The 19616-nt window shown below is 46.2% G+C and carries 14 protein-coding genes; 8 read left to right on the top strand and 6 right to left on the bottom strand.

Going from position 1 to position 19616, the window contains the following annotated elements; translation table 11 throughout:
- Nucleotides 1-68: 68 nt before the first annotated feature.
- Nucleotides 69-1289 carry a multifunctional CCA addition/repair protein gene (locus L1076_RS19395; RefSeq protein WP_237304298.1) on the bottom strand — a complete coding sequence of 407 codons (1221 nt, stop codon included), beginning with the start codon at nucleotides 1287-1289 and terminating at the stop codon, nucleotides 69-71.
- A gap of 148 nt (nucleotides 1290-1437) precedes the next feature.
- Here L1076_RS19395 and L1076_RS19390 point away from each other — a divergent pair, with 148 nt between their 5' ends.
- The 3 genes from L1076_RS19390 (at nucleotide 1438) to ggt (ending at nucleotide 5807) form a co-directional block, all read left to right on the top strand.
- A complete protein-coding gene (locus L1076_RS19390) occupies nucleotides 1438-3066 on the top strand; it encodes an ExeA family protein (protein ID WP_237304297.1) in 1629 nt (542 codons plus the stop codon).
- Complete coding sequence (locus L1076_RS19385; RefSeq protein WP_063344045.1) at nucleotides 3066-3797, top strand: general secretion pathway protein GspB; 732 nt, start codon at nucleotides 3066-3068, stop codon at nucleotides 3795-3797. The genes L1076_RS19390 and L1076_RS19385 overlap by 1 nt, the downstream gene beginning before the upstream one ends.
- Before the next feature lie 279 nt (nucleotides 3798-4076).
- Nucleotides 4077-5807, top strand: coding sequence for a gamma-glutamyltransferase (gene ggt, locus L1076_RS19380; RefSeq protein WP_237304296.1), 1731 nt, complete (start codon nucleotides 4077-4079; stop codon nucleotides 5805-5807).
- Between the two features lie 81 nt (nucleotides 5808-5888).
- Here ggt and L1076_RS19375 read toward each other — a convergent pair whose 3' ends face one another.
- The 3 genes from L1076_RS19375 to L1076_RS19365 form a co-directional block, all read right to left on the bottom strand.
- The gene (locus L1076_RS19375) at nucleotides 5889-6500 is read right to left on the bottom strand and encodes a TIGR04211 family SH3 domain-containing protein (protein ID WP_038866196.1); all 612 of its coding nucleotides are present in this window, start codon (nucleotides 6498-6500) and stop codon (nucleotides 5889-5891) included.
- A 178-nt stretch (nucleotides 6501-6678) separates the two neighbouring features.
- Complete coding sequence (locus tag L1076_RS19370; protein WP_038866198.1) at nucleotides 6679-7938, bottom strand: inorganic phosphate transporter; 1260 nt, start codon at nucleotides 7936-7938, stop codon at nucleotides 6679-6681.
- Between the two features lie 130 nt (nucleotides 7939-8068).
- Nucleotides 8069-8749, bottom strand: coding sequence for a TIGR00153 family protein (locus L1076_RS19365; RefSeq protein ID WP_038866436.1), 681 nt, complete (start codon nucleotides 8747-8749; stop codon nucleotides 8069-8071).
- A 205-nt stretch (nucleotides 8750-8954) separates the two neighbouring features.
- Between L1076_RS19365 and L1076_RS19360 the strand changes: the two genes are divergently transcribed.
- Nucleotides 8955-10487 (top strand): inorganic triphosphatase, encoded by a 1533-nt coding sequence (locus L1076_RS19360; RefSeq protein WP_045422070.1) that lies wholly within the window; start codon nucleotides 8955-8957, stop codon nucleotides 10485-10487.
- A 32-nt stretch (nucleotides 10488-10519) separates the two neighbouring features.
- On the opposite strand, the gene L1076_RS19355 is transcribed toward L1076_RS19360, so the two are convergent.
- Complete coding sequence (locus tag L1076_RS19355) at nucleotides 10520-11338, bottom strand: potassium channel family protein (RefSeq protein ID WP_039974721.1); 819 nt, start codon at nucleotides 11336-11338, stop codon at nucleotides 10520-10522.
- Nucleotides 11339-11380: 42 nt separating this feature from the next.
- Between L1076_RS19355 and L1076_RS19350 the strand changes: the two genes are divergently transcribed.
- The 3 genes from L1076_RS19350 (at nucleotide 11381) to hldE (ending at nucleotide 17107) form a co-directional block, all read left to right on the top strand.
- Nucleotides 11381-12637 carry a methyl-accepting chemotaxis protein gene (locus L1076_RS19350; RefSeq protein ID WP_038866204.1) on the top strand — a complete coding sequence of 419 codons (1257 nt, stop codon included), beginning with the start codon at nucleotides 11381-11383 and terminating at the stop codon, nucleotides 12635-12637.
- A 118-nt stretch (nucleotides 12638-12755) separates the two neighbouring features.
- Complete coding sequence (glnE, locus tag L1076_RS19345; RefSeq protein WP_237304295.1) at nucleotides 12756-15599, top strand: bifunctional [glutamate--ammonia ligase]-adenylyl-L-tyrosine phosphorylase/[glutamate--ammonia-ligase] adenylyltransferase; 2844 nt, start codon at nucleotides 12756-12758, stop codon at nucleotides 15597-15599.
- Between the two features lie 77 nt (nucleotides 15600-15676).
- Nucleotides 15677-17107 (top strand): bifunctional D-glycero-beta-D-manno-heptose-7-phosphate kinase/D-glycero-beta-D-manno-heptose 1-phosphate adenylyltransferase HldE, encoded by a 1431-nt coding sequence (gene hldE / locus L1076_RS19340; RefSeq protein ID WP_237304294.1) that lies wholly within the window; start codon nucleotides 15677-15679, stop codon nucleotides 17105-17107.
- Nucleotides 17108-17415: 308 nt separating this feature from the next.
- Here hldE and tolC read toward each other — a convergent pair whose 3' ends face one another.
- Complete coding sequence (gene tolC, locus L1076_RS19335; RefSeq protein WP_039974723.1) at nucleotides 17416-18738, bottom strand: outer membrane channel protein TolC; 1323 nt, start codon at nucleotides 18736-18738, stop codon at nucleotides 17416-17418.
- A 229-nt stretch (nucleotides 18739-18967) separates the two neighbouring features.
- Here tolC and nudF point away from each other — a divergent pair, with 229 nt between their 5' ends.
- Entirely contained in the window at nucleotides 18968-19615 is a 648-nt protein-coding gene (gene nudF, locus L1076_RS19330; protein ID WP_038866210.1) for an ADP-ribose diphosphatase, read from the top strand.
- Nucleotide 19616 lies beyond the last annotated feature (1 nt).

The raw sequence follows: 19616 nt of genomic DNA, 5'->3' as shown, positions 1-19616 counted from the left end.
CCAATCCGAATGAAAACGCCCGCTTTCTATAGCGGGCGTTTTTGTTTGTTCGTTATGTACCTATCGGCTTATTTTCCAAGCGTAACTCTTACTGCTTCAACGCGGCGCTTCTCTTGTTCATCGCGAATAGTTGGGCCTTTGAAGCCGTCTTTAATGATAGCTTGTACATCGACAGATGCCGCAGCTTGGTAAGCTTGCATAAACAGCTCTGCTTGCGGGTAAGGTTGGTCTTCTAAGCCTTTTCGACCTGCATGATCGGCTTGGCAACAGATTAAAATATCTTGCAAACGTTCTGACTTACGCCACACATCAAACTTGTTGAGGATTTTGATGATGGTTTGTGGTTTAAGCTCGGCGGCTCGGTGGATGTTAGAGTGTTGCTCACAGACTATTAATGCTAAGTCACGAAATTCATTAGGAACGCGCACGCGAGCACACAGCTTTTTAATCAACTTTAAACCCGTGTGACAATGCATTTTGTGACTCGGCCATTCGCTTTCTGGCGTGACGCCTTTGCCTAAATCATGTACTTGTGCGGCAAATCGAACCGGCAATGAATCACTCAGCTTTGCTGCTTGCTCGGCCACCATAAGAGTGTGAATACCTGTATCGATTTCTGGATGCCACTTTTCTGGCTGAGGTACGCCAAACAGGACATCAATTTCTGGCAGGACGATGGCTAACGCACCGCACTCTCTTAAAACAGATAAGAATACGTCTGGGCGGGAAGTAGAAAGCGACTTATGCCATTCTTGCCAAACACGTTCTGGAGTAAGGGTGCTCAACTCGCCAGATTCTGCGATCTCGCGCATTAGTTGGATGGTTTCCCCTGCCACGCTAAAGCCCAAATGCGCCAACTTCGCCGCGAAACGAGCCACACGCAGAACACGTAGAGGGTCTTCAACAAAAGCTTCCGATACATGACGTAGCACTTTCGCCTGCAAATCTTGTTGACCACCATAAGGATCATATAGATTGCCGTCATTATCCATCGCCATGGCGTTGATGGTGAGATCTCGTCGGATAAGGTCTTCTTCTAGCGTGACGCTTTGATCAAAGAAACATTCAAAGCCAGTGTAACCCGCGCCAGATTTTCTTTCGGTTCGTGCAAGGGCGTGCTCTTCTTTAGTCTTGGGATGAAGAAAAACAGGAAAGTCTTTCCCGACAGCCGTGTAGCCTTGGCTTTGCATCATTTCTGGTGTCGAGCCGACAACCACCCAATCTTTGTCATAACTGTCGATTCCGAGCAAATGATCTCGAACTGCACCACCAACTAAATAAACTTGCACGGATTACCTCTTAATTTATGGATATGACGTTGGACATTGTAGCAAGCAATGGTACTTTTCTTCACATCTAAAAGAACTTAGCGCTTTGTTTAAGTCTAATAAGGAATATCCCGATTTGATTGCGGGAGGGTTTTAGCTGGAGATCCTAATGTATAAGGACTTTTTCGGGTTTGTTGAACTGCCATTTTCGATTGTTCCAAACTCGCGTTATCTGTATCTGAGCCAACGTCATAAAGAGGCGATCACGCATCTTCAGGCGGGGTTAGGCGATGGTGGTGGTTTTGCCATGCTGACAGGCGAAGTAGGGACAGGCAAAACCACCGTCGCGAAAGCCATGTTGGCGAATTTGGATGAGAACACCAAAGCAGGCTTGATTCTTAATCCAACCTTTTCTAGCCGAGACTTGCTTGAGGCTATTTGTGATGAGTTCAAAGTGACTTATCCGCAAGATGCGACGCTCAAGCAGCTTAACCAAGCGATTCATGAGTACTTGCTGCGTAACCATAAATTAGGTTGGACGACGTTATTAGTGATTGATGAGGCGCAGCACCTCGCCGCTGATGTCCTTGAGCAGTTGCGTCTACTTACCAACTTAGAAACGGACACCAGAAAGCTGCTTAAAGTGCTCTTGGTTGGCCAGCCAGAGCTACAACGCTTGCTGCAAACGACGCAGCTACGTCAGCTTGCACAGCGTATTACTGGTCGTTATCACTTATTGCCGTTGGATGAAAAGGAAACCGCTGACTACATTGCGTTTCGTTTGCATACCGCAGGTGGTGACCAGCAGTTGTTCGATCGCAGTTCGACTAAGCTGATTGCCAAGTATAGCCACGGCATTCCACGCCTTATCAACCTTGTGTGTGATAAGTCACTGAGCATGAGTTACTACAAGGGCAATGTAGTCGTTGATCGACAGACAGTACATCAAGCGTGTGAAGAGGTGATGCAGTTCCAAGCCGAGATTTATCAGCAGGATAAGCCAATTCGCCGTAGCTTTGAATGGCCTGCATGGGGCTCGGTTGCCATTGGTGTGTTTGCGGCATTAGGGGTTGGTTGGGCAGTGACGCACAATATGCCTATGAAGGTGCCAACAAATACTGTACCTACGGTTGCTGCTCAAACGCCAATACAACCAGCGGTTGTTGCCCCAATTGTTAATGAGCAATTGACCAATGAACAGCGTGAACAACTGTTAGCACAAACCCAATCAAATTTAGCCGTTAACGATCTTTACAAACTATGGGGCTACCGCGCTTCAGTTCGCGACAATCTTTGTTTATCTGAGCCACAATCAACAATGCGTTGTGAGCGAAAGATGGCAACATGGCCGTTATTGGTTCAGCAGAATCGTCCAGTGATATTAGAACTGAATTATCAAGGGGAAGTGGGTTACGTCATTTTGTATGCGATTGGTGACGGTAAGGTGGAAGTGCTCAATGGTAAGGAGCGCCTACGCCTACCTATATCGTGGCTAAAACCACTGTGGCAGGGCAATATCATCGAGTTATGGCAAGCGCCTCTAAAAGATACTCTGCGTCTTGATATGGAAGGGCCTGCAATTGAAGTGTTGGACAAGTTGCTGGCAGAAGCGGTAAATGAACAACCACTAAGTACAGACATTTATGATGGTGCAATGAAAGAGCGTGTGGAACTCTTCCAGCGCTGGCAAGGCATTGGTGTGGATGGCATTGCAGGTCAACGTACATTAGAGCGCTTACAACAAAGCGCGCAACCTGATGCTCCAGCCTTAGCGCAAATCAATGAGGAGGAAGCATAATGCCGATGATGAAACACATTGGGCTTTTTCTACTGCCTGTAAGCCTAACCGCTGTTGGCGTCGCTTGGTATATGGACCTTTTGACGCCAGAAATGCAAGCCCCCAGGGTTGACCAAGAGCCGATGACGGTTCAAGTGCCAGCTCAAGCTCCTGAGCCTGTTAAGTTAAGACCAAACTTTGAAACGCTTGACTACCCTGAGGTGACTCAGCTTGCTCAGCTGCAACGTGAGTGGCCAAGCGCAGAGTTATCGAGAAGTATGGGTACCTTTGTCGGGCAAGACTATGTGAGTAATGAATCAGTGCCGGGTGAGCAATCATTACTTTCTGTGCCAGAGAAAACAAAGCAGACTTCGCAAACGAAAGTTGGGCAGGATGATCTCGGACTGTCGTTAGATGATCTCGACTTGTCTTCGTTGTCCCCTGATTTAGCGATGAAAGTTGAAAATGCGATGGCGAACAATGATCAGCCTACGCGCTCAGAAGCTCAGATGAACGATCTTGAGCATGATGCACGCCAATGGCATGGCCGCTTGCCTGCATTGAATTTACAAACGCACATGTATTCAAGCGATACTAAGCGACGTTGGGTGAAGATCAATAACGTTGAATACCACCAAGGTGATGTGGTGGATGGTCAAATCACGTTAAAAGAGATCCAACCACAAGCTGTGATCGTCGAGTTCCAAGGGGAACAGATCCGAATTCCTGCATTATATGAATGGAAAGGGTAACGATCTAACCCGAATCTAATAGAAGCCAGTGAAGTTATTCGCTGGCTTTTTTGTCTCTTCTACAAGCTTCTCCCTATTGGTTTGGTTAATGATTTCCAAACCGTCAAAGAAACAAAATATACCTTACACCAGTGCTTAAAAGGGCTTCGATATTGCTGATGGATTGATCATGCTTATCGGGTCAGGGTTGTGTAAAAAAACACCATATTGACGAACTTGGCAATAAGCATTTGGTCAACGTTAGACCTCTATAAAATTACAGGAGTCTATACGGAACGTATGCGTATTCTTACTTTTTCTTTGAGCTTGGTTGCCGCGGTGAGCTATGCCGCAAAGCCTGAACCTTTTCCGATTACGCCAGATAATACTGGTGAGCATTTTATGGTAAGCGCAACCAATCCTTATGTGAGCAGTGCTGGTTACACGATATTGAAGCAAGGCGGTAACGCGGTTGATGCCATGGTGGCGATGCAGATGGTGATGTCGGTCGTTGAACCGGATATGACAGGTATCGGTGGCGGTACATTTGCTTTGTTTTACCAGCACGATAAGCAACAGTTTCTTGCGCTTGATGGTCGAGATGAAGCGCCTTCTAGTGCGAACCCGAATATGTTTGTAGAAAACGGAGAAGTACTCAGCCGCAATGACATTCTTGGCCCTCGTTCTATTGCTGTTCCGGGAACCTTACGATTGCTCTATTCCACACATGAGCAATACGGCAAGCTTGCGTGGTCTGAATTGATGAAGCCTGCAATTGAATTGGCAAGCGAAGGTTATGCTATGAACAGCTACACCTACGATATTGTCGTACGCGAGCAAGCGCGGTTGAAACAAGACTCAGAGATAAAAGCACTGTATTGGCAAGGCGATGAGATTAAGCCGACAGGCACGTTGATGAAGAACCCTAAGATGGCCGAAACGCTAAAACAGATCGCTCGACAAGGTGATGAATACCTCTATGGCGGTGAGTTTGGTAAGCACATCGTTGAGACAGTCAACAGCCGTATTGGCGACCAACATGAGAAGCTGTCTTTGTCGGACTTCAAAAACTACCAAGTTAAGCAACGTGACATCATTGAGACCGAGTATCGAGGCAATAAGGTTGTGTCATTTGGTTATCCGGCTTCTGGTGGAGTGATGGTCGCACAAAGCCTTAAGTTGCTTGAACCTTATGGTCTCTCTCAAATGGTGAAAACAGATGTTGAACCTTGGCGTTTGATGACGGAGGCAATGCGTGTTGCAAAAGCCGATCGCATCGCTTACGCCGGTGACCCTGATTATATAGAGACTCCGATTGAGCAACTGTTGGATAACGATTATCTCGATGAAAGACGAGAATTGATTCCAGATTATGGTGTGGCAAAAGATAGTCCGAAAGCTGGACAGGTAACGCCAATGCAGTATGCGCAATACCAAGGCTTTGAGAGCAAAGATACCGGGCATATTTCCATCATTGATAAAGAGGGCAATGCCATTGCGATGACCAGTACCGTTGGGACTGGAATGGGAGCGGGTGTGATGGTCGATGGCGTGATTTTGAATGCGCAAATGGCAAACTTCTCTCCCATGCCAACAGTCGATGGTAAACCGACGCAAAATGCCATTGAGGCAGGTAAACGTCCGCGATCAGCCATCACGCCTTTAATGGTCATGGACAGCAGCAATGACTTACGTTTGGTTGTGGGCTCTCCTGGCAGTTCGCAAATCCCAGGTTATGTTTTAAAGACCCTTGTAGGGGTTCTCGACTGGAACTTGTCTGCGCAGGAGGCGATTGATCTACCGAATATTCAATACGGCACCAAGATTGACCGAACTAAGCCCTACGATCCGACTGGCTTGTTGGTGGAGAAGAAGACCTTTGCAGAAATGCTCGTTCCGGAGTTCATGGAATTAGGTTACCCAGTGCACGTAATACCTGTGGTGAGTGGGTTGAATGCGATTGAAGTTAAGGATGGCAAGATTTACGGCGCAACGGATAGACGACGAGCATCCAGTTCTATGGGGGAGTAACAAGGTATCTCGTTAAACGAAGCCAACAAAAAAGCCAGTCGAGTACGACTGGCTTTTCTTTATCCGTTTAGCTGAAAGCGATTATGCCCAGCCTGCTGGTGATTTCTTTCTGCGTGGCATGATATGCGGAAGAATCAAACCAAACAGCAAACCAAGACCTGCAACACCACCACCGTAAGTGAAGTACTTAAGTAGCATGTCGTCTTTTTGGGTGTCTAGCTTAGCGCGAAGCTCGCGGTTCTCTGTTTCTACAGAAGTCAGTTGGTCACTGATCTCTGAGTATTTCTTCTCAAGGTCAGAGATTTGCTGGTTACGCGTTTCCAGTGACGTCACTAGGCCCGCTTTCTCTGTGTCTGAGTTTTGACGAGCGTTCGCAAGTTGAGACTTCACTTCTTTCAGTTCTTTCTCAATGCGAGGCATACGAATTGCCATGCTCTCTTGGTTTGTGACGAACTTGCTTTGCACCCAACCAGTGCGGCCGCGGTCGTCTCGAATCTGTGTGTAACCTGTGTCTTTATTTGCTTGCAGCAGTTGTACTTTAGAGCCTGCGTTAACACTACCCATAATGCGGTAAGTGTTGTTTGGACCAGAGTGCATAAAAGTGAATAGGTCATCAGAAATATAACGGTCTGCCGCTAGTGCCGCTGGCGCTGCTAGCAAAGTAAACAAAACCGTGATGAATAGTTTTTTCACAATAAATCCCTTAACGATTTTCTTGGATACAGCTTTGGCACCGAATGATTGGAGCCGGAAATAGACGAATATTATGCAGTTTCAAACTTCGGTGCAACAAAGAAGGGAGGCAAAGCCTCCCTTTCTGTGCGTTTGAGTCAATAATGACAAAGCGCTTACAATCTATTGACGGTCTGTCTTACGAGAACATCGCTTGGATGCCGTAGAAGAATACGACTGCCAATAGTGCGCCTGCTGGTAGGGTAACAATCCATGAAGCTACGATGTTACGTACTACGCCTAGGTTTAGTGCTGCGATACCGCGAGCGAAACCAACACCTAGAACCGCACCAACCAGTGTCTGAGTCGTTGAAATAGGTAAACCAGTACCTGACGCTAGAACAACCGTACATGCTGTAGCAAGCTGCGCTGCAAAACCACGGCTTGGTGTTAGTTCAGTGATGCCTGTACCAACGGTTGCCATTACTTTGTGACCAAGTGTCGCAAGACCAACGACGATACCAAAACCACCTAGAGGAAGAATCCACCATGCGATGGTGCTCTTACCTGTGATTTCACCCATGTGCTCAACCGTTGAAACAACCGCAGACAGTGGACCGATCGCGTTCGCTACGTCGTTAGAGCCGTGTGCAAATGCCATCGCACACGCAGTGATAACCATCAGTACAGAGAAGATACCTTCAACACCTGCGAAGCCGTGGTCTTCTTCACGGTTAGCGAATTTCTTCTGAATGTAGAAGTAACCGCCAGCCATTACTGCTGCTGAGATTACCGCTGCCCACATCCATGCTTCACCGTTACTTAGGTGAAGGCCAACGTGTTTCAGGCCTTTTTTGATGGTTACAAGTGCAATCACCATTGTCGTGATGAACATGTAAACTGGAACGAAACGTTTTGCGTTGAATAGTGGGTTCTCGGTATCAAAAATCAGGCGTTGGGCACTGACAAAGATAACGTAAGCAAAGAAACCTGAGATAACCGGCGTAATAATCCAGCTGCCAACAATGCCTTGAACACTTGCCCAGTCAACCGCTTCAGTACCTACAGACACACATGCGAAACCGATGATTGCACCGATGATCGAGTGGGTCGTAGAAACAGGCCAACCCATGTATGACGCAAGTAGTAGCCATGTACCAGCCGCTAGAAGCGCAGACATCATGCCAAATACAAGAACATCAGGTTGATGTGCGAATAGAGAGGTTTCGATAACACCTTTACGGATCGTATCGGTAACTTCACCACCTGCAAGGTATGCACCCGCAAATTCAAAGATCATTGCGATAATGATCGCTTGTTTAACGGTTAGTGCTTTCGAGCCGACTGAGGTGCCCATTGCGTTCGCAACGTCATTTGCACCAATACCAATAGCCATCAAGAAACCGAAAGCTGCTGCAACAATAATCAGGACAGTGCCGTAGTTAGCGAGGATATCCATCGTAATACCTAGTTGTTTTATAACAAGCGGAGCAAAATTTAGCGCGCATCAGCCCATAAGACGGTGAATCTCGTCATCGTCCATCTGACTTGCATTCGTAATGCTCTTCGTTATGTCGTTAACTTATGATTTAAGATCGAGATAGCATGACTTCCAAACGAGCACCTACGCGCTGCGCTTGGTCGGCAATACCACCTACCCATTCAAGAATCTTGTACAAGAACATGACGTCGATAGGGTTCATGTCAGGTTCAATCGCCATCAATTGTTGGCGTAATTCAATCTGCATGGCATCGGTGTCATCTTCGATAACATCTAGTTGATTAATCATTTCAGCAACTAGCGTTACTTCACGGCCTTTAAAGCCAGTTTCAAGAAGTTCATCAAGTTCATTGATCACTTTTTGCGCCTGGTCAGCCGCATCAAGACATCGTTGAACGTAAGCGAGGAAATTTGATTGGAGAGCCTCTGGAATGACAAGTTGACGGCCATATACACGGCCAGCAATGTCTTTTGCCAGGTTAGCAAGTTTGTCCTGTTGAGTCAGAAGCTCAAGCATGTCAGTACGATCGACTGGCATGAACAAACCGCGAGGCAGTTTTAGACGGATTTCACGTTTCAGAACGTCTGCTTCTTTCTCTAGGTGAGAAATTTGAGCGCGAATTTCTGCTGCTTTTTCCCAGTCACCCTTTGAAGACACTTCAAAGAACTTAACCAAGTGTGAACAACATTCGTTGACACAGACAACGTGGCGTTGCAAAGGCTTAATTGGGGACTTTGCAAATAACCCCATAATTGTATTTACTGGCATGGTCATTCAACCTAATAGCTATAACCTTAAAAAAACATACACCATTTCTTGGCGAAATGTTGAACGATGGCTATAAAGGCGCGCATGGTAACGCATTAAATCACTCTTTAAAACTGTTTTAGATCATCATTCCGGTGATATTTCTTTCTTGCCGTGTGAGAAATTAGGCAATATCCTGTTTCTATCTGCTTTGAAAGGTATAGCTATGGAAACCGAGATAGAACTGAAGTTTTTTGTTTCTCCTGAATTTTCAGAAACTTTAAGAGCAAAAATTTCTGAAACAAAAGTACTTCAGCACAGTTGTCGTGACTTGGGTAACACCTATTTTGATACCGCTGATAAATGGTTAAGACAGCACGACATTGGTTTAAGAATTCGCCGTTTTGATGACGTTTTTGTCCAAACTGTAAAAACAGCAGGACGCGTTGTAGCGGGCCTTCATCAAAGACCAGAATACAATGCTGAGCACACCAGTAATGAGCCAGAACTCACGCTTCACCCTTCTGACATTTGGCCAGTAGGTAAAGACGTTGCGACGCTGCAATCAGAATTGACCCCTCTATTCTCTACCAACTTCACTCGTGAGCAGTGGCTGATTGGTATGCCTGATGGCAGTCAAATCGAAGTGGCTTTTGACCAAGGTGCTGTAATTGCTGTTGATGCCGAAGGGGAAGAGAAACAAGATCCTATTTGCGAAGTTGAACTGGAACTGAAATCAGGTCAAACCGATGCACTGTTTACTCTTGCTCGTAGTCTATGTGAAGCCGGCGGTATGCGCTTGGGTAACCTGAGCAAAGCCGCAAAAGGTTACCGCTTGGCGAGTGGCTATGCAGGGGATGAAGTGAAGCCTTTGTCTTTAGTCGATAGTAGTAAGACAGATACCGTAGAGTACTGCTTTATTAACTCGTTAGAGCATGCGCTTTCTCATTGGCATTACCATGAGCAAATTTTTACTGAAAGAGACAGTGTTGAGGCTCTGCGCGAAATTGGTAATTCAATTCGTTTTATTCGTCAGACTCTGACTATCTTTGGCGGTATGGTGCCGCGTCGCGCCAGTGCGATTTTACGCCAAGAACTAAAATGGTTGGAAGAAGAGTTAGAGTGGCTAGACGAGCACGCGCATTTAGAAGAGCTGTTAGATGATAAAGGCAATGTGTTACGTAAACTGGATGCTCGTAAGTTCTTAGTTTCTGAGTTGACGCAGCAACTAGAAGAGCTGCCTGGTCGTGAAGAGACCCTTCAACTCCTCAGTTCGGCACGTTACACCGGTCTGCTATTGGATTTGAGCCGTTGGATTCTCACTCGTGGTTGGCAACCTTTCTTAGACGACAAAGCTCGTGAAAAAATGTCTGCGAATATCCAGCCGTTTTCTGTCACGCAATTGGATCGCACTTGGGCGGAGCTGATGGAAGCATTCCCAGCGGAGCGTCAGCTGTCAGGACAAGAATACGTTGATCAACGTTACCGTCTATTACGAAATCTCTATACGGGTATCGGCTTTGCGAGTTTGTACGATTCGGAAGAACGTAATAGTTTCCGACTGCCATGGGCTGATTTAGTGCATGGTATTGATGACTTGCTGATGTTGAACCATCTATTGCCATTGGTTGGTATGTTAGAAGGGGAAGAGCAAGAGCAACTGGAACGTTGGTTACATCGTCAAGAGCGTTCTATTTTGCACGCGATGGATCAGACGCGAGCCATCAGCGTGGAAGTTGAGCCCTACTGGCAAGAGTAAGATCAAACAATAAAAAATAGGACCTTAGGGTCCTATTTTTTTGTCTGCTGCTTTTGTTCTTGAAGCTCTTCTTCAATCACTTGTAGCCGGTTCAAAATCTGTTCTTGTCTGTCTAGCACCTGCTCTAACAGCTTTTCTTTATTTTTGGAGCGATGATCTTGCTGTCTGGTTGGCGCAGTCAGAATCGATGTAATCAAACCAGAAATCATACCGAAGATACCGACACCACAGATGATGACTAGTACAGCCAGTAGTTTGCCGCCTGTCGTCACCGGATAATGGTCACCATAACCAACTGTTGAGATGGTCACAAATGCCCACCACAATGCATCTGTTCCCGTTTGGATGTTTGCCTCAGGACTTTGTCCTTCAATAAACAGCATGGCACTGGAACCAAGAGTTATCAGAACCACCATTAGCAATAAGATAGAGGCTAGAGTGGTTTCTCGGCGGTTTTGCTTGAGCTGTAAAAGAATGAACTTTGAAGAGCGTAAGACCAAAATGACACGCAAGATGTGAAACAGTCGAGCGAAGCGTAAAGGCTCAACCATTGGGATACTCGCCACAAAATCGATCCAGTGATGCTTAAGAAATGACCTGCGATCTGTGGCCCGGATCAAATCTATGGTGAGCTGTAATAGAAAAATACTACAGATTATAAAATCCAGACCGATAAGAACTTGACGGGTTTCGTTATCAAGCGGGAAAAACAACAGGCCAGAGATCACAAATAGTGCCATAAAGGACAATATTAGTGATAGCAGCCCCATCGGTTTGGTGCTGTCTTTGATATCATGGTTTTTCATACGAAGCTCGAAATAAATCGCGCAGGCAATGTTAAGTGCGCGCATAAGTATAAGTAAGACTATATAAGACTCGGTGGAGAACTGACAATGGAAAAGCTGGCATTTAAGCCGTGGGAAAGGGTGATATCCGACATCAAGCTCGTTCCGAAAATGGTCATGTTGATGGTATTTAGCACCATCCTAATTGTGGCGAAGCAACTGTGGGATGCGAGCACATTCTACGATTCATTACTAGCGGCAACTCAGAACGAACAAGTTGCCCAGCAGCATTATGAAGCGTATCTCACTCAAGTTGCTTGGCAAACAGCGATCTTAATTGTGGTGTTTGTGGTACTACTGTTGGCCGCTGCGCGCGTGATGTTGCGTCAGACGCAATACCTTAATGAAGCCATCAAATTAATGGCAAGTAAGAACCTTTCTGTTCCTTTTGGAATGGATTGTAAAGACGAATACGGCGATGTGGCTCGTGAACTTGAGACCACTCGTCGCCAACTGCATGATGTCATTCAAATGCAAATCAACTCTTCGGAAGAGCTTTCTACTCTCACAGAGGTGATGACATTGAGCATGTCCGAGACGAAAGAGTCAGCACAAGAAGAGTTTAATGAAATCGACCAGCTTGCGACGGCCATGAGCGAGATGTCTTCAACCGTACAAACTGTAGCTGAACATGCGCAAACAGCGTCAACTTTAACCGAGCAAGCTTCAACTCAAGCGGTGACTGGCCAGCAGTTCTTGCAAAAAACCGTGTCTAAAATGAGTGAACTCTCTTCTGATATCGCGTCTTCGGCAAGTGCCGTTAACCAAGTAGAAGAACGCGTAGAAGCGATTGGTAGTGTAGTAGGGACCATTCAAGGTATCTCAGAGCAAACTAACCTACTTGCGTTGAACGCAGCGATTGAAGCGGCGCGTGCAGGTGAAGCAGGTCGAGGTTTTGCCGTGGTTGCGGATGAAGTTCGTAACCTTGCCCAGCGTACACAACAAGCGACCGTTGAAATTCAAGAAATGATCACACAGCTTCAATCGAGTGCTGAATCTGCCGTCGAATTGATGGAAAAGAGCGTGGTTGAAGCAGCTGAAGGGGTTGAGTTGGTGTCCAATGCAGGCTCTGAACTGGATGGCATCGTTGGTCAAGTGACACAAATCAACGACATGAACTTCCAGATTGCGACGGCTTCAGGTCAACAAAGTAGCGTCGCAGAAGAAATGAGCCAAAACCTCACTAACGTTCGTGAGTTGGTGGAAGCATCTGTTGTTGTTGTGACGGAGTTGCTTGAAACGTCTGAAATGATGCAAAGTAATGCCGAAGAGTTAGATGAGAAGATTAAATCCTTCCAAGTCTAAGTCTAACAAGCTTTGATAAAACGCCCACAAACCTTTTGTGGGCGTTTTTATTTGTGCTAACTCTGGTATAAATAAGTGATAACACCTAATCACAGTGCTTTTCAAACAAGGAAGAAAAATGCAGCTGCCTTCGTCACTGATTTCTGTCGCGGATTCTGCGGTTCAAAACGCCGAGCAAGCGGGATACTTTCAACAATGGCCAACCGAGATTGCTGAGCAATTTCGTTTTGTGTCTGGGTTAAGTAAGTTCATAACCGAAGCGATTCATCGTGATGAGACACTCGCACAAAACTTGCCAAGCATGCTGGCAGAAAGGAGTCGACAACAAGCCTATCGTGTACGCCTCGCAGAGCTTCTGGCGGAATGCCAAGATGAAATGGCTGGACACCGTGTGCTGCGCCAATTTCGCAACCGTGAAATGGTCTACATTGCGTGGAAAGACTTCACCCACACTTGGACGCTAGAAGAGTCACTTAGTCACTTATCACAATTGGCAGAAGCGATGATCTTCGAGACCTACCAATGGCAATATAAGATTTGTTGCAATGAGTGGGGAACCCCAACTAATGCCGAAGGCGAAGCGCAACCTATGCTGATCATTGGTATGGGTAAGTTGGGTGGTGGCGAGCTGAACTTTTCTTCCGATATCGATTTGATCTTCACCTATCCAGAAAATGGTGAGACGCAAGGTGCACGTCGTAGTATTGCCAATGCACAGTTCTTTACCCGTTTGGGTCAACGCATCATTAAAGCGCTCGACCAACAAACCTTTGATGGTTTCTGTTACCGTGTTGACATGCGTCTACGTCCGTTTGGTGAAAGTGGCCCCTTGGTCATGAGCTACGCAGCGCTCGAAGATTATTATCAAGAGCAAGGGCGCGACTGGGAACGTTACGCGATGATCAAAGCACGCGTCATGGGTAGCGAAATGTATCCGCAATACCAAGAATTGCGCCAGATGCTGCGCCCATTTGTGTTCCGCCGTTATATCGACTTCAGTGCGATTCAATCTCTGCGTCGAATGAAATCGATGATCAGCAGTGAAGTACGTCGCCGTGGTTTGAGTAACAACATTAAATTAGGCGCTGGTGGCATTCGTGAAATTGAGTTTATTGCTCAAGTATTCCAGTTAATTCGTGGTGGTCGAGAGCCTTCTTTGCGAGGTCGTGGTTTACTAGAAACCTTGAATGCCATTGGTGAATTAGGCCAGTTAACCCCATCAGAAGTCGAGAATTTAGAAACGGCCTATAAATACTTACGTAAGCTGGAAAACTTGCTGCAAGCGATGGCCGATAAACAAACCCAAACCTTGCCTGATTGCGATGATGAACGCCTAAAACTGGCCATTGCGATGCGATTTGATGCTTGGGATGATTTGATGGCTCAAACTCAACAGCATATGGCTAACGTACATAAGGTGTTTGATAACTTAATTGGTGATGACGAAGAGGACGAGACGGAAACCATCGCACGTCATTTCCATGAACTTTGGGACATGGCGACCAAGCAAGATGTGCTTGAACATGTGTTGCAAGAAGACATCAAAACGGAGAACTCGGAAGCGTTTGCTAAAACCATCATGCAGTTTAAGGCAGACTTAGCGAAAAAAACGCTTGGCCCACGTGGGCGTGAAGTCTTAACTAAGTTAATGCCGAAAGTCTTCGATGCGGTGTTCGCCCATCCTGATGCACAGTTTGGTCTGCCACGAGTTCTGCATTTGCTGCATAACATTTGCACGCGCACTACGTATTTAGAATTGCTGGATGAGCACCCAGCCGCATTGGTGCAATTGGTGCGTCTGTGCACTGCAAGTCCGATGATTTCCGAGCAGCTATCGCGTTACCCAATACTGCTTGATGAGCTGATCGACCCTCAGCACCTTTATAACCCAATCCCACTCGACAGCTACCGAACGGAGCTGCGTGACTTCCTTGCTCGTATTCCAGAGGATGATATGGAACAGCAAATGGAGGCGTTGCGTCAGTTCAAGCAGATTTGCATCCTCCGCATTGCTGCAGCAGACATTGCTGGTGTGTTACCAGTGATGAAAGTAAGTGACCACTTAACTTACTTAGCTGAAGCCATCGTAGAAGCCGTAGTGAACCAAGCTTGGCTACAAGTGTCGGAAAAGTATGGTGAACCAACACACGTAAAAGATCGTGAAGGTAAAGGTTTTGCTGTGATTGGTTATGGGAAAGTCGGTGGTTGGGAATTGGGCTACAACTCAGATCTCGACATTGTGTTTATGCACGATTGTCCGGTGAATGTGTATACCGATGGTAAGAAAGAAATCGACGGTCGTCAGTTTTACCTTCGTTTGGCACAGCGCATCATTCATATTTTCTCGACCCGCACTGCATCAGGCATTCTGTACGAAGTGGATACTCGCTTACGTCCTTCTGGTGCATCAGGATTACTGGTAAGCCCGACCGATGCATTTGACGATTATCAACATCAAGATGCGTGGACTTGGGAACATCAGGCGTTAGTACGTGCTCGCATGATTTATGGTGACGAACCATTAGTGATAGCTTTCCATAACACGCGCCATGATGTGCTGTGTAAATCGCGTGACCAAGATACGCTGAAGAAGCAGGTGGTCGATATGCGTGAGAAAATGCGTGACCACTTGGGTGGGAAAAAATCCGGTCGTTTTATGCTGAAGCAAGACAACGGCGGTATTACCGATATTGAATTTCTCGCTCAATACCTTGTGCTCAACTACAGTCACAGTAAGCCGAAGCTGATTCGCTGGTGCGATAACGTGCGTATTTTTGAAACCCTGATTGCACAAGGTGTCATGGAAGAAGATCAAGCGATGCAATTGACGCGCGCATACACATCAATGCGCGATGAGATTCATCGTCGAAACTTGCTCAACTTGGATGCCGATGTGGCGGAAGAGAAATTTGTTGCAGAGCGAGAGTGGGTGAAGCAAGCATGGAATCAATGGTTTGCCTAAGCAGAAGTAGTGCACAAGGTTCAGCCTAGAAAAAGGCTGTGTTAAACTCACCACGATTTAATTTTTGGAGACCAATAATGAAACCAATTCTACCTGATTACAACAGCGCTGGTGTGCTAATCATCGGTGATGTCATGCTAGATCGTTACTGGTATGGCCCGACTGGACGTATTTCTCCTGAAGCGCCAGTACCTGTTGTGAAAGTAGAAAACAATGAAGAGCGTCCAGGTGGTGCTGCGAACGTCGCAATGAATATTGCTTCACTTGGCGGTCACGCTCACATTGTTGGTCTAACCGGTATGGATGAGCCAGCGAAAGTGCTGACTGAAACCCTGAACTCGCTAAAAGTAAAATGCGACTTTGTGGCGCTTCCTGAATACCCAACGATTACTAAACTGCGTGTCATGAGCCGTGGTCAACAGTTGATTCGTTTGGATTTTGAAGACAAGTTCGAGAACACAGATGCAGAGCCTGTATTGTCTCGCATGGAAGCCGTGCTACCAAGCGTGAAAGCGGTCATCATGTCTGACTACGCAAAAGGTTCGCTTGAGCATGTACAGGCGTACATCCAAAAAGCACGCGCAGCAAACATTCCCGTATTTATTGACCCTAAAGGGGCGGATTTCGAACGCTACCGTGGCGCAACCCTTCTGACTCCAAACATGAAAGAGTTTGAAGACGTTGTGGGCAAAGTGAAATCTGACCAAGAGTTAGTAGAAAAAGCGCTAGCTTTAGTTGAAGAGTTCGAATTTGAAGCTCTGTTGGTGACACGCAGCGAAAACGGCATGACATTGATTCGCCGTGGTGCAGAGCCATTCCACCTACCGACACAAGCGAAAGAAGTGTATGACGTAACAGGTGCGGGTGATACGGTTATTTCTGTATTAGCAGCATCGGTAGCCGCTGGTAAATCGTTTGAAGAAGCTTGTGCACTAGCAAACGCAGCCGCAGGTGTTGTGGTTGGTAAATTAGGTACATCAACACTATCTGAGATTGAATTGGCTGAAGCTATTCACGGCAGTCAAGATACAGACTACGGCGTGATTTCAGAGCAAGCGCTGATTGAAGCCGTGAAGAAAGCACGTGCAAAAGGCGAGAAGGTTGTGATGACCAATGGTTGTTTCGATATTCTACACGCAGGTCATGTTTCTTACCTAAATCATGCTGCTGAGTTAGGTGACCGCCTAATCGTTGCAGTGAATACTGATGACTCAGTGAAACGCTTGAAAGGCCCAGGTCGTCCAGTGAACCCAACAGATCGTCGTATGGCAGTCTTGGCGGGTCTTGGCGCGGTTGATTGGGTTGTACCGTTCAGTGAAGACACACCACAGCGTTTGATCTCAGAAGTGCTGCCTAGCTTATTGGTGAAAGGTGGTGATTACAAACCAGAAGAGATCGCGGGTGGTAAAGAAGTGATCGCTGCAGGCGGTGAAGTTCGTGTACTGAACTTTGAAGATGGTTGTTCAACCAGCGAGATCATCAACGCTATCAAAGGTGGTAAGGGTTAATACCTTGCTCGCCAAACTGATTACTACAAACTGATTATTAAAGGTCGCTTTCGAGCGGCCTTTGTTGTTTTTGGAGGAGTGCATCTAACCACAAATGTATTCCAGACCTCCCTCTTTTCAAGGGGGAGTTAGAGGGGCGGAATACTCGGTCTGATTGAAAACCAGTGTCGTCAATTAGATCGAGAAGCAACCCCTTCCTAATCCTCTCCTTCGAAGGGAAGGGGCCTAGAGCGCACTTGGCTTGATTACTTAGCCCCCAAAAAAACGCCAGTTGAAATCAACTGGCGTTTTTCGTGTTACTTAGACGTTTATTTTGCTGGCTTAAGGCCCGCGTCTACATCTAGGATGTCTTGCTCACTTAGCGTACCAACTGCTTGGCGTAGCTGAAGACCTGCAAGAATGTAGTTGTAACGTGCATCTGAAAGGTTTTTGTTTGCATCGTAAAGACGACGAGTTGCGTCTAGCACGTCAACGATAGTACGAGTACCAACATCGAAACCAGCTTCTGTTGCTTCAAGTGCAGACTGTGCAGAAACCACAGATTGTTCGTACGCTTTTAGTGCGCCGATAGAGGCGTTAATGTTGTTGTTTTGTGCTCTCACTTCTTTCACAACACTACGGTATTCAGCTTCTAGGTTTTCACTAGCAGCAACGTAGCTGTATTCCGCTTGTTTCACTTCAGATGTTGTACGACCACCTGTGTAAAGTGGCACGGCTAGGTTTACACCAACATTGAAGCCATCGGCTGTATTATCGTTAATGCTTTCCGCAGTATCAGCGTAGTTGTAACCACCGTCCAGAGATAGCGTTGGTAGGTGACCAGAACTCGCTAGCGAAATATTGTCACGCGCAATGTCTTGTGAAATACGTGCTGATAAAAGGCTTAGGTTGGTTGTTTTTGCTTCTTCTACTAGTGTTTCAGCTGGTGTGCTTGGACGACTTGCAGAGAAACGAGCAGTATCAAGAACATTTAGGTTTTTGTGTTCTTGGCCTGTAATTTCACGTAGTGACTCGTAGCTGTTGATCAGATCGTTTTCTGCTAGAACTTCATCAGCCAATACTGCATCAAATTGTGCTTGTGCATCATGTACGTCAGTAATTGCCGATAGGCCAACTTCAAAACGTTGTTTAGTTTGCTCTAGTTGGCGACCAACCGCGGCTTTCTCTGCACGGACAAACACTAGGTTGTCTTGTGCACGCAGTACTTCAAAGTAAGCTTGAGAAACGCGAAGGATCAAACCTTGTTGCGTTGCTGCATAAGTTGCATCTGATTGACGTGCCGTTTTCTCTGCAGTGTCTAGGGTTATCCAAGACGCGCGGTTGTACAGCTCTTGTGTAAAGCCAACGCCAGCAGATAAGACGTTTTGGTCCGTCGATACTTTACCACCTAAGTCTTGATCTCTGTCGCCACGTGTAATGTCATAACCCGCGGTTAAGTTGATTTGTGGTAGTAGGGCACTGCGGCTAGAGTTGATTGCTTCAAAAGCTTGATCACGCTGCGCTGCTACGCTGAGCAATTGTGGGTCATTTTGTTTTGCTAAGTCATAAATTTCAGCAAGGGAGTCTGCCCATGCTGCTGTGCTCATACTGCCTAGCGCTGCACTGATAAATAGTGGAAGCAGTTTTTTCATTTTCCATTCCCGCGGTCAATAGATTGGTTAATTCTCAGTAGTTTAACTCAATTTGGACGATATTTACTCTAAACTTTGCACTTTTTTACACGTAATTATCCACCTGTGCAATAAATTTTTGAGAAAGGCTTAAAATAATTTATAACTATTGTACAAAAAGTTGAGCCAAGTCCTTTGAGCAAGCGAATAACAATGAGTAAACTACAAGATTCACTCAGAGAGGTGTTGAATGCAACAGTGTGACAAGCAACAAAATGATTTTACTCCCCAAGATGTGGAAATAATCTCAAAGGAAACCGTGTTTAAAGGTTTCTTTAAAATGGTGAAATACCGTTTTAAGCATAGGTTATTTGCTGGTGGTTGGAGTGGGATTGTCGAACGAGAAATGTTCGAACGTGGTCATGCTGCGGCCATGCTCCCGTATGATCCTGTGACTGATCAAGTTGTGATCATTGAACAGATCCGAGTTGGGGCATTGGAACATTCATCTCCTTGGCAATTCGAAATTGTTGCAGGAATGATAGATCGTGATGAGTCCGCTGAAGAAGTGATTCGTCGAGAAGCAGAAGAGGAAGCAGGGATCCAAGTGGGACGCGTCACCTCGGTTACTTCTTATTACCCTTCTTCTGGTGGTTGCTCGGAAAAATTAGATGTGTTCATTGGAGAAGTGGATGCAACTAAAGCGCATGGCATTCATGGTTTAGACTATGAGAATGAAGATATTCGTGTTCATGTACTGAGTCGCGAAACTGCGTATCAATGGGTGAAGGATGGAAAATTCGAAAATGGTGCTTCTATCATTGCATTGCAATGGTTACAACTTAACCATCAAGAATTGAAATCACAATGGGGAGTTTCCCCAATCGGTGGAGAATAAG

This window comes from Vibrio sp. MMG023, from assembly GCF_021654215.1.
In the GTDB taxonomy this organism is placed as follows: domain Bacteria; phylum Pseudomonadota; class Gammaproteobacteria; order Enterobacterales; family Vibrionaceae; genus Vibrio; species Vibrio jasicida.
This window is presented reverse-complemented; position numbering and strand designations above follow the sequence as displayed.

Bases quoted from the DNA above. Each gene is read 5' to 3' on its own strand.
- L1076_RS19355 (WP_039974721.1), bottom strand. From the start codon at position 11,338: ATGCGCGCACTTAACATTGCCTGCGCGATTTATTTCGAGCTTCGTATG.
- L1076_RS19370 (WP_038866198.1), bottom strand. From the start codon at position 7,938: ATGGATATCCTCGCTAACTACGGCACTGTCCTGATTATTGTTGCAGCA.
- L1076_RS19390 (WP_237304297.1), top strand. From the start codon at position 1,438: ATGTATAAGGACTTTTTCGGGTTTGTTGAACTGCCATTTTCGATTGTT.
- tolC (WP_039974723.1), bottom strand. From the start codon at position 18,738: ATGAAAAAACTGCTTCCACTATTTATCAGTGCAGCGCTAGGCAGTATG.
- ggt (WP_237304296.1), top strand. From the start codon at position 4,077: ATGCGTATTCTTACTTTTTCTTTGAGCTTGGTTGCCGCGGTGAGCTAT.
- L1076_RS19360 (WP_045422070.1), top strand. From the start codon at position 8,955: ATGGAAACCGAGATAGAACTGAAGTTTTTTGTTTCTCCTGAATTTTCA.
- hldE (WP_237304294.1), top strand. From the start codon at position 15,677: ATGAAACCAATTCTACCTGATTACAACAGCGCTGGTGTGCTAATCATC.
- L1076_RS19385 (WP_063344045.1), top strand. From the start codon at position 3,066: ATGCCGATGATGAAACACATTGGGCTTTTTCTACTGCCTGTAAGCCTA.
- glnE (WP_237304295.1), top strand. From the start codon at position 12,756: ATGCAGCTGCCTTCGTCACTGATTTCTGTCGCGGATTCTGCGGTTCAA.
- L1076_RS19365 (WP_038866436.1), bottom strand. From the start codon at position 8,749: ATGCCAGTAAATACAATTATGGGGTTATTTGCAAAGTCCCCAATTAAG.
- L1076_RS19350 (WP_038866204.1), top strand. From the start codon at position 11,381: ATGGAAAAGCTGGCATTTAAGCCGTGGGAAAGGGTGATATCCGACATC.
- nudF (WP_038866210.1), top strand. From the start codon at position 18,968: ATGCAACAGTGTGACAAGCAACAAAATGATTTTACTCCCCAAGATGTG.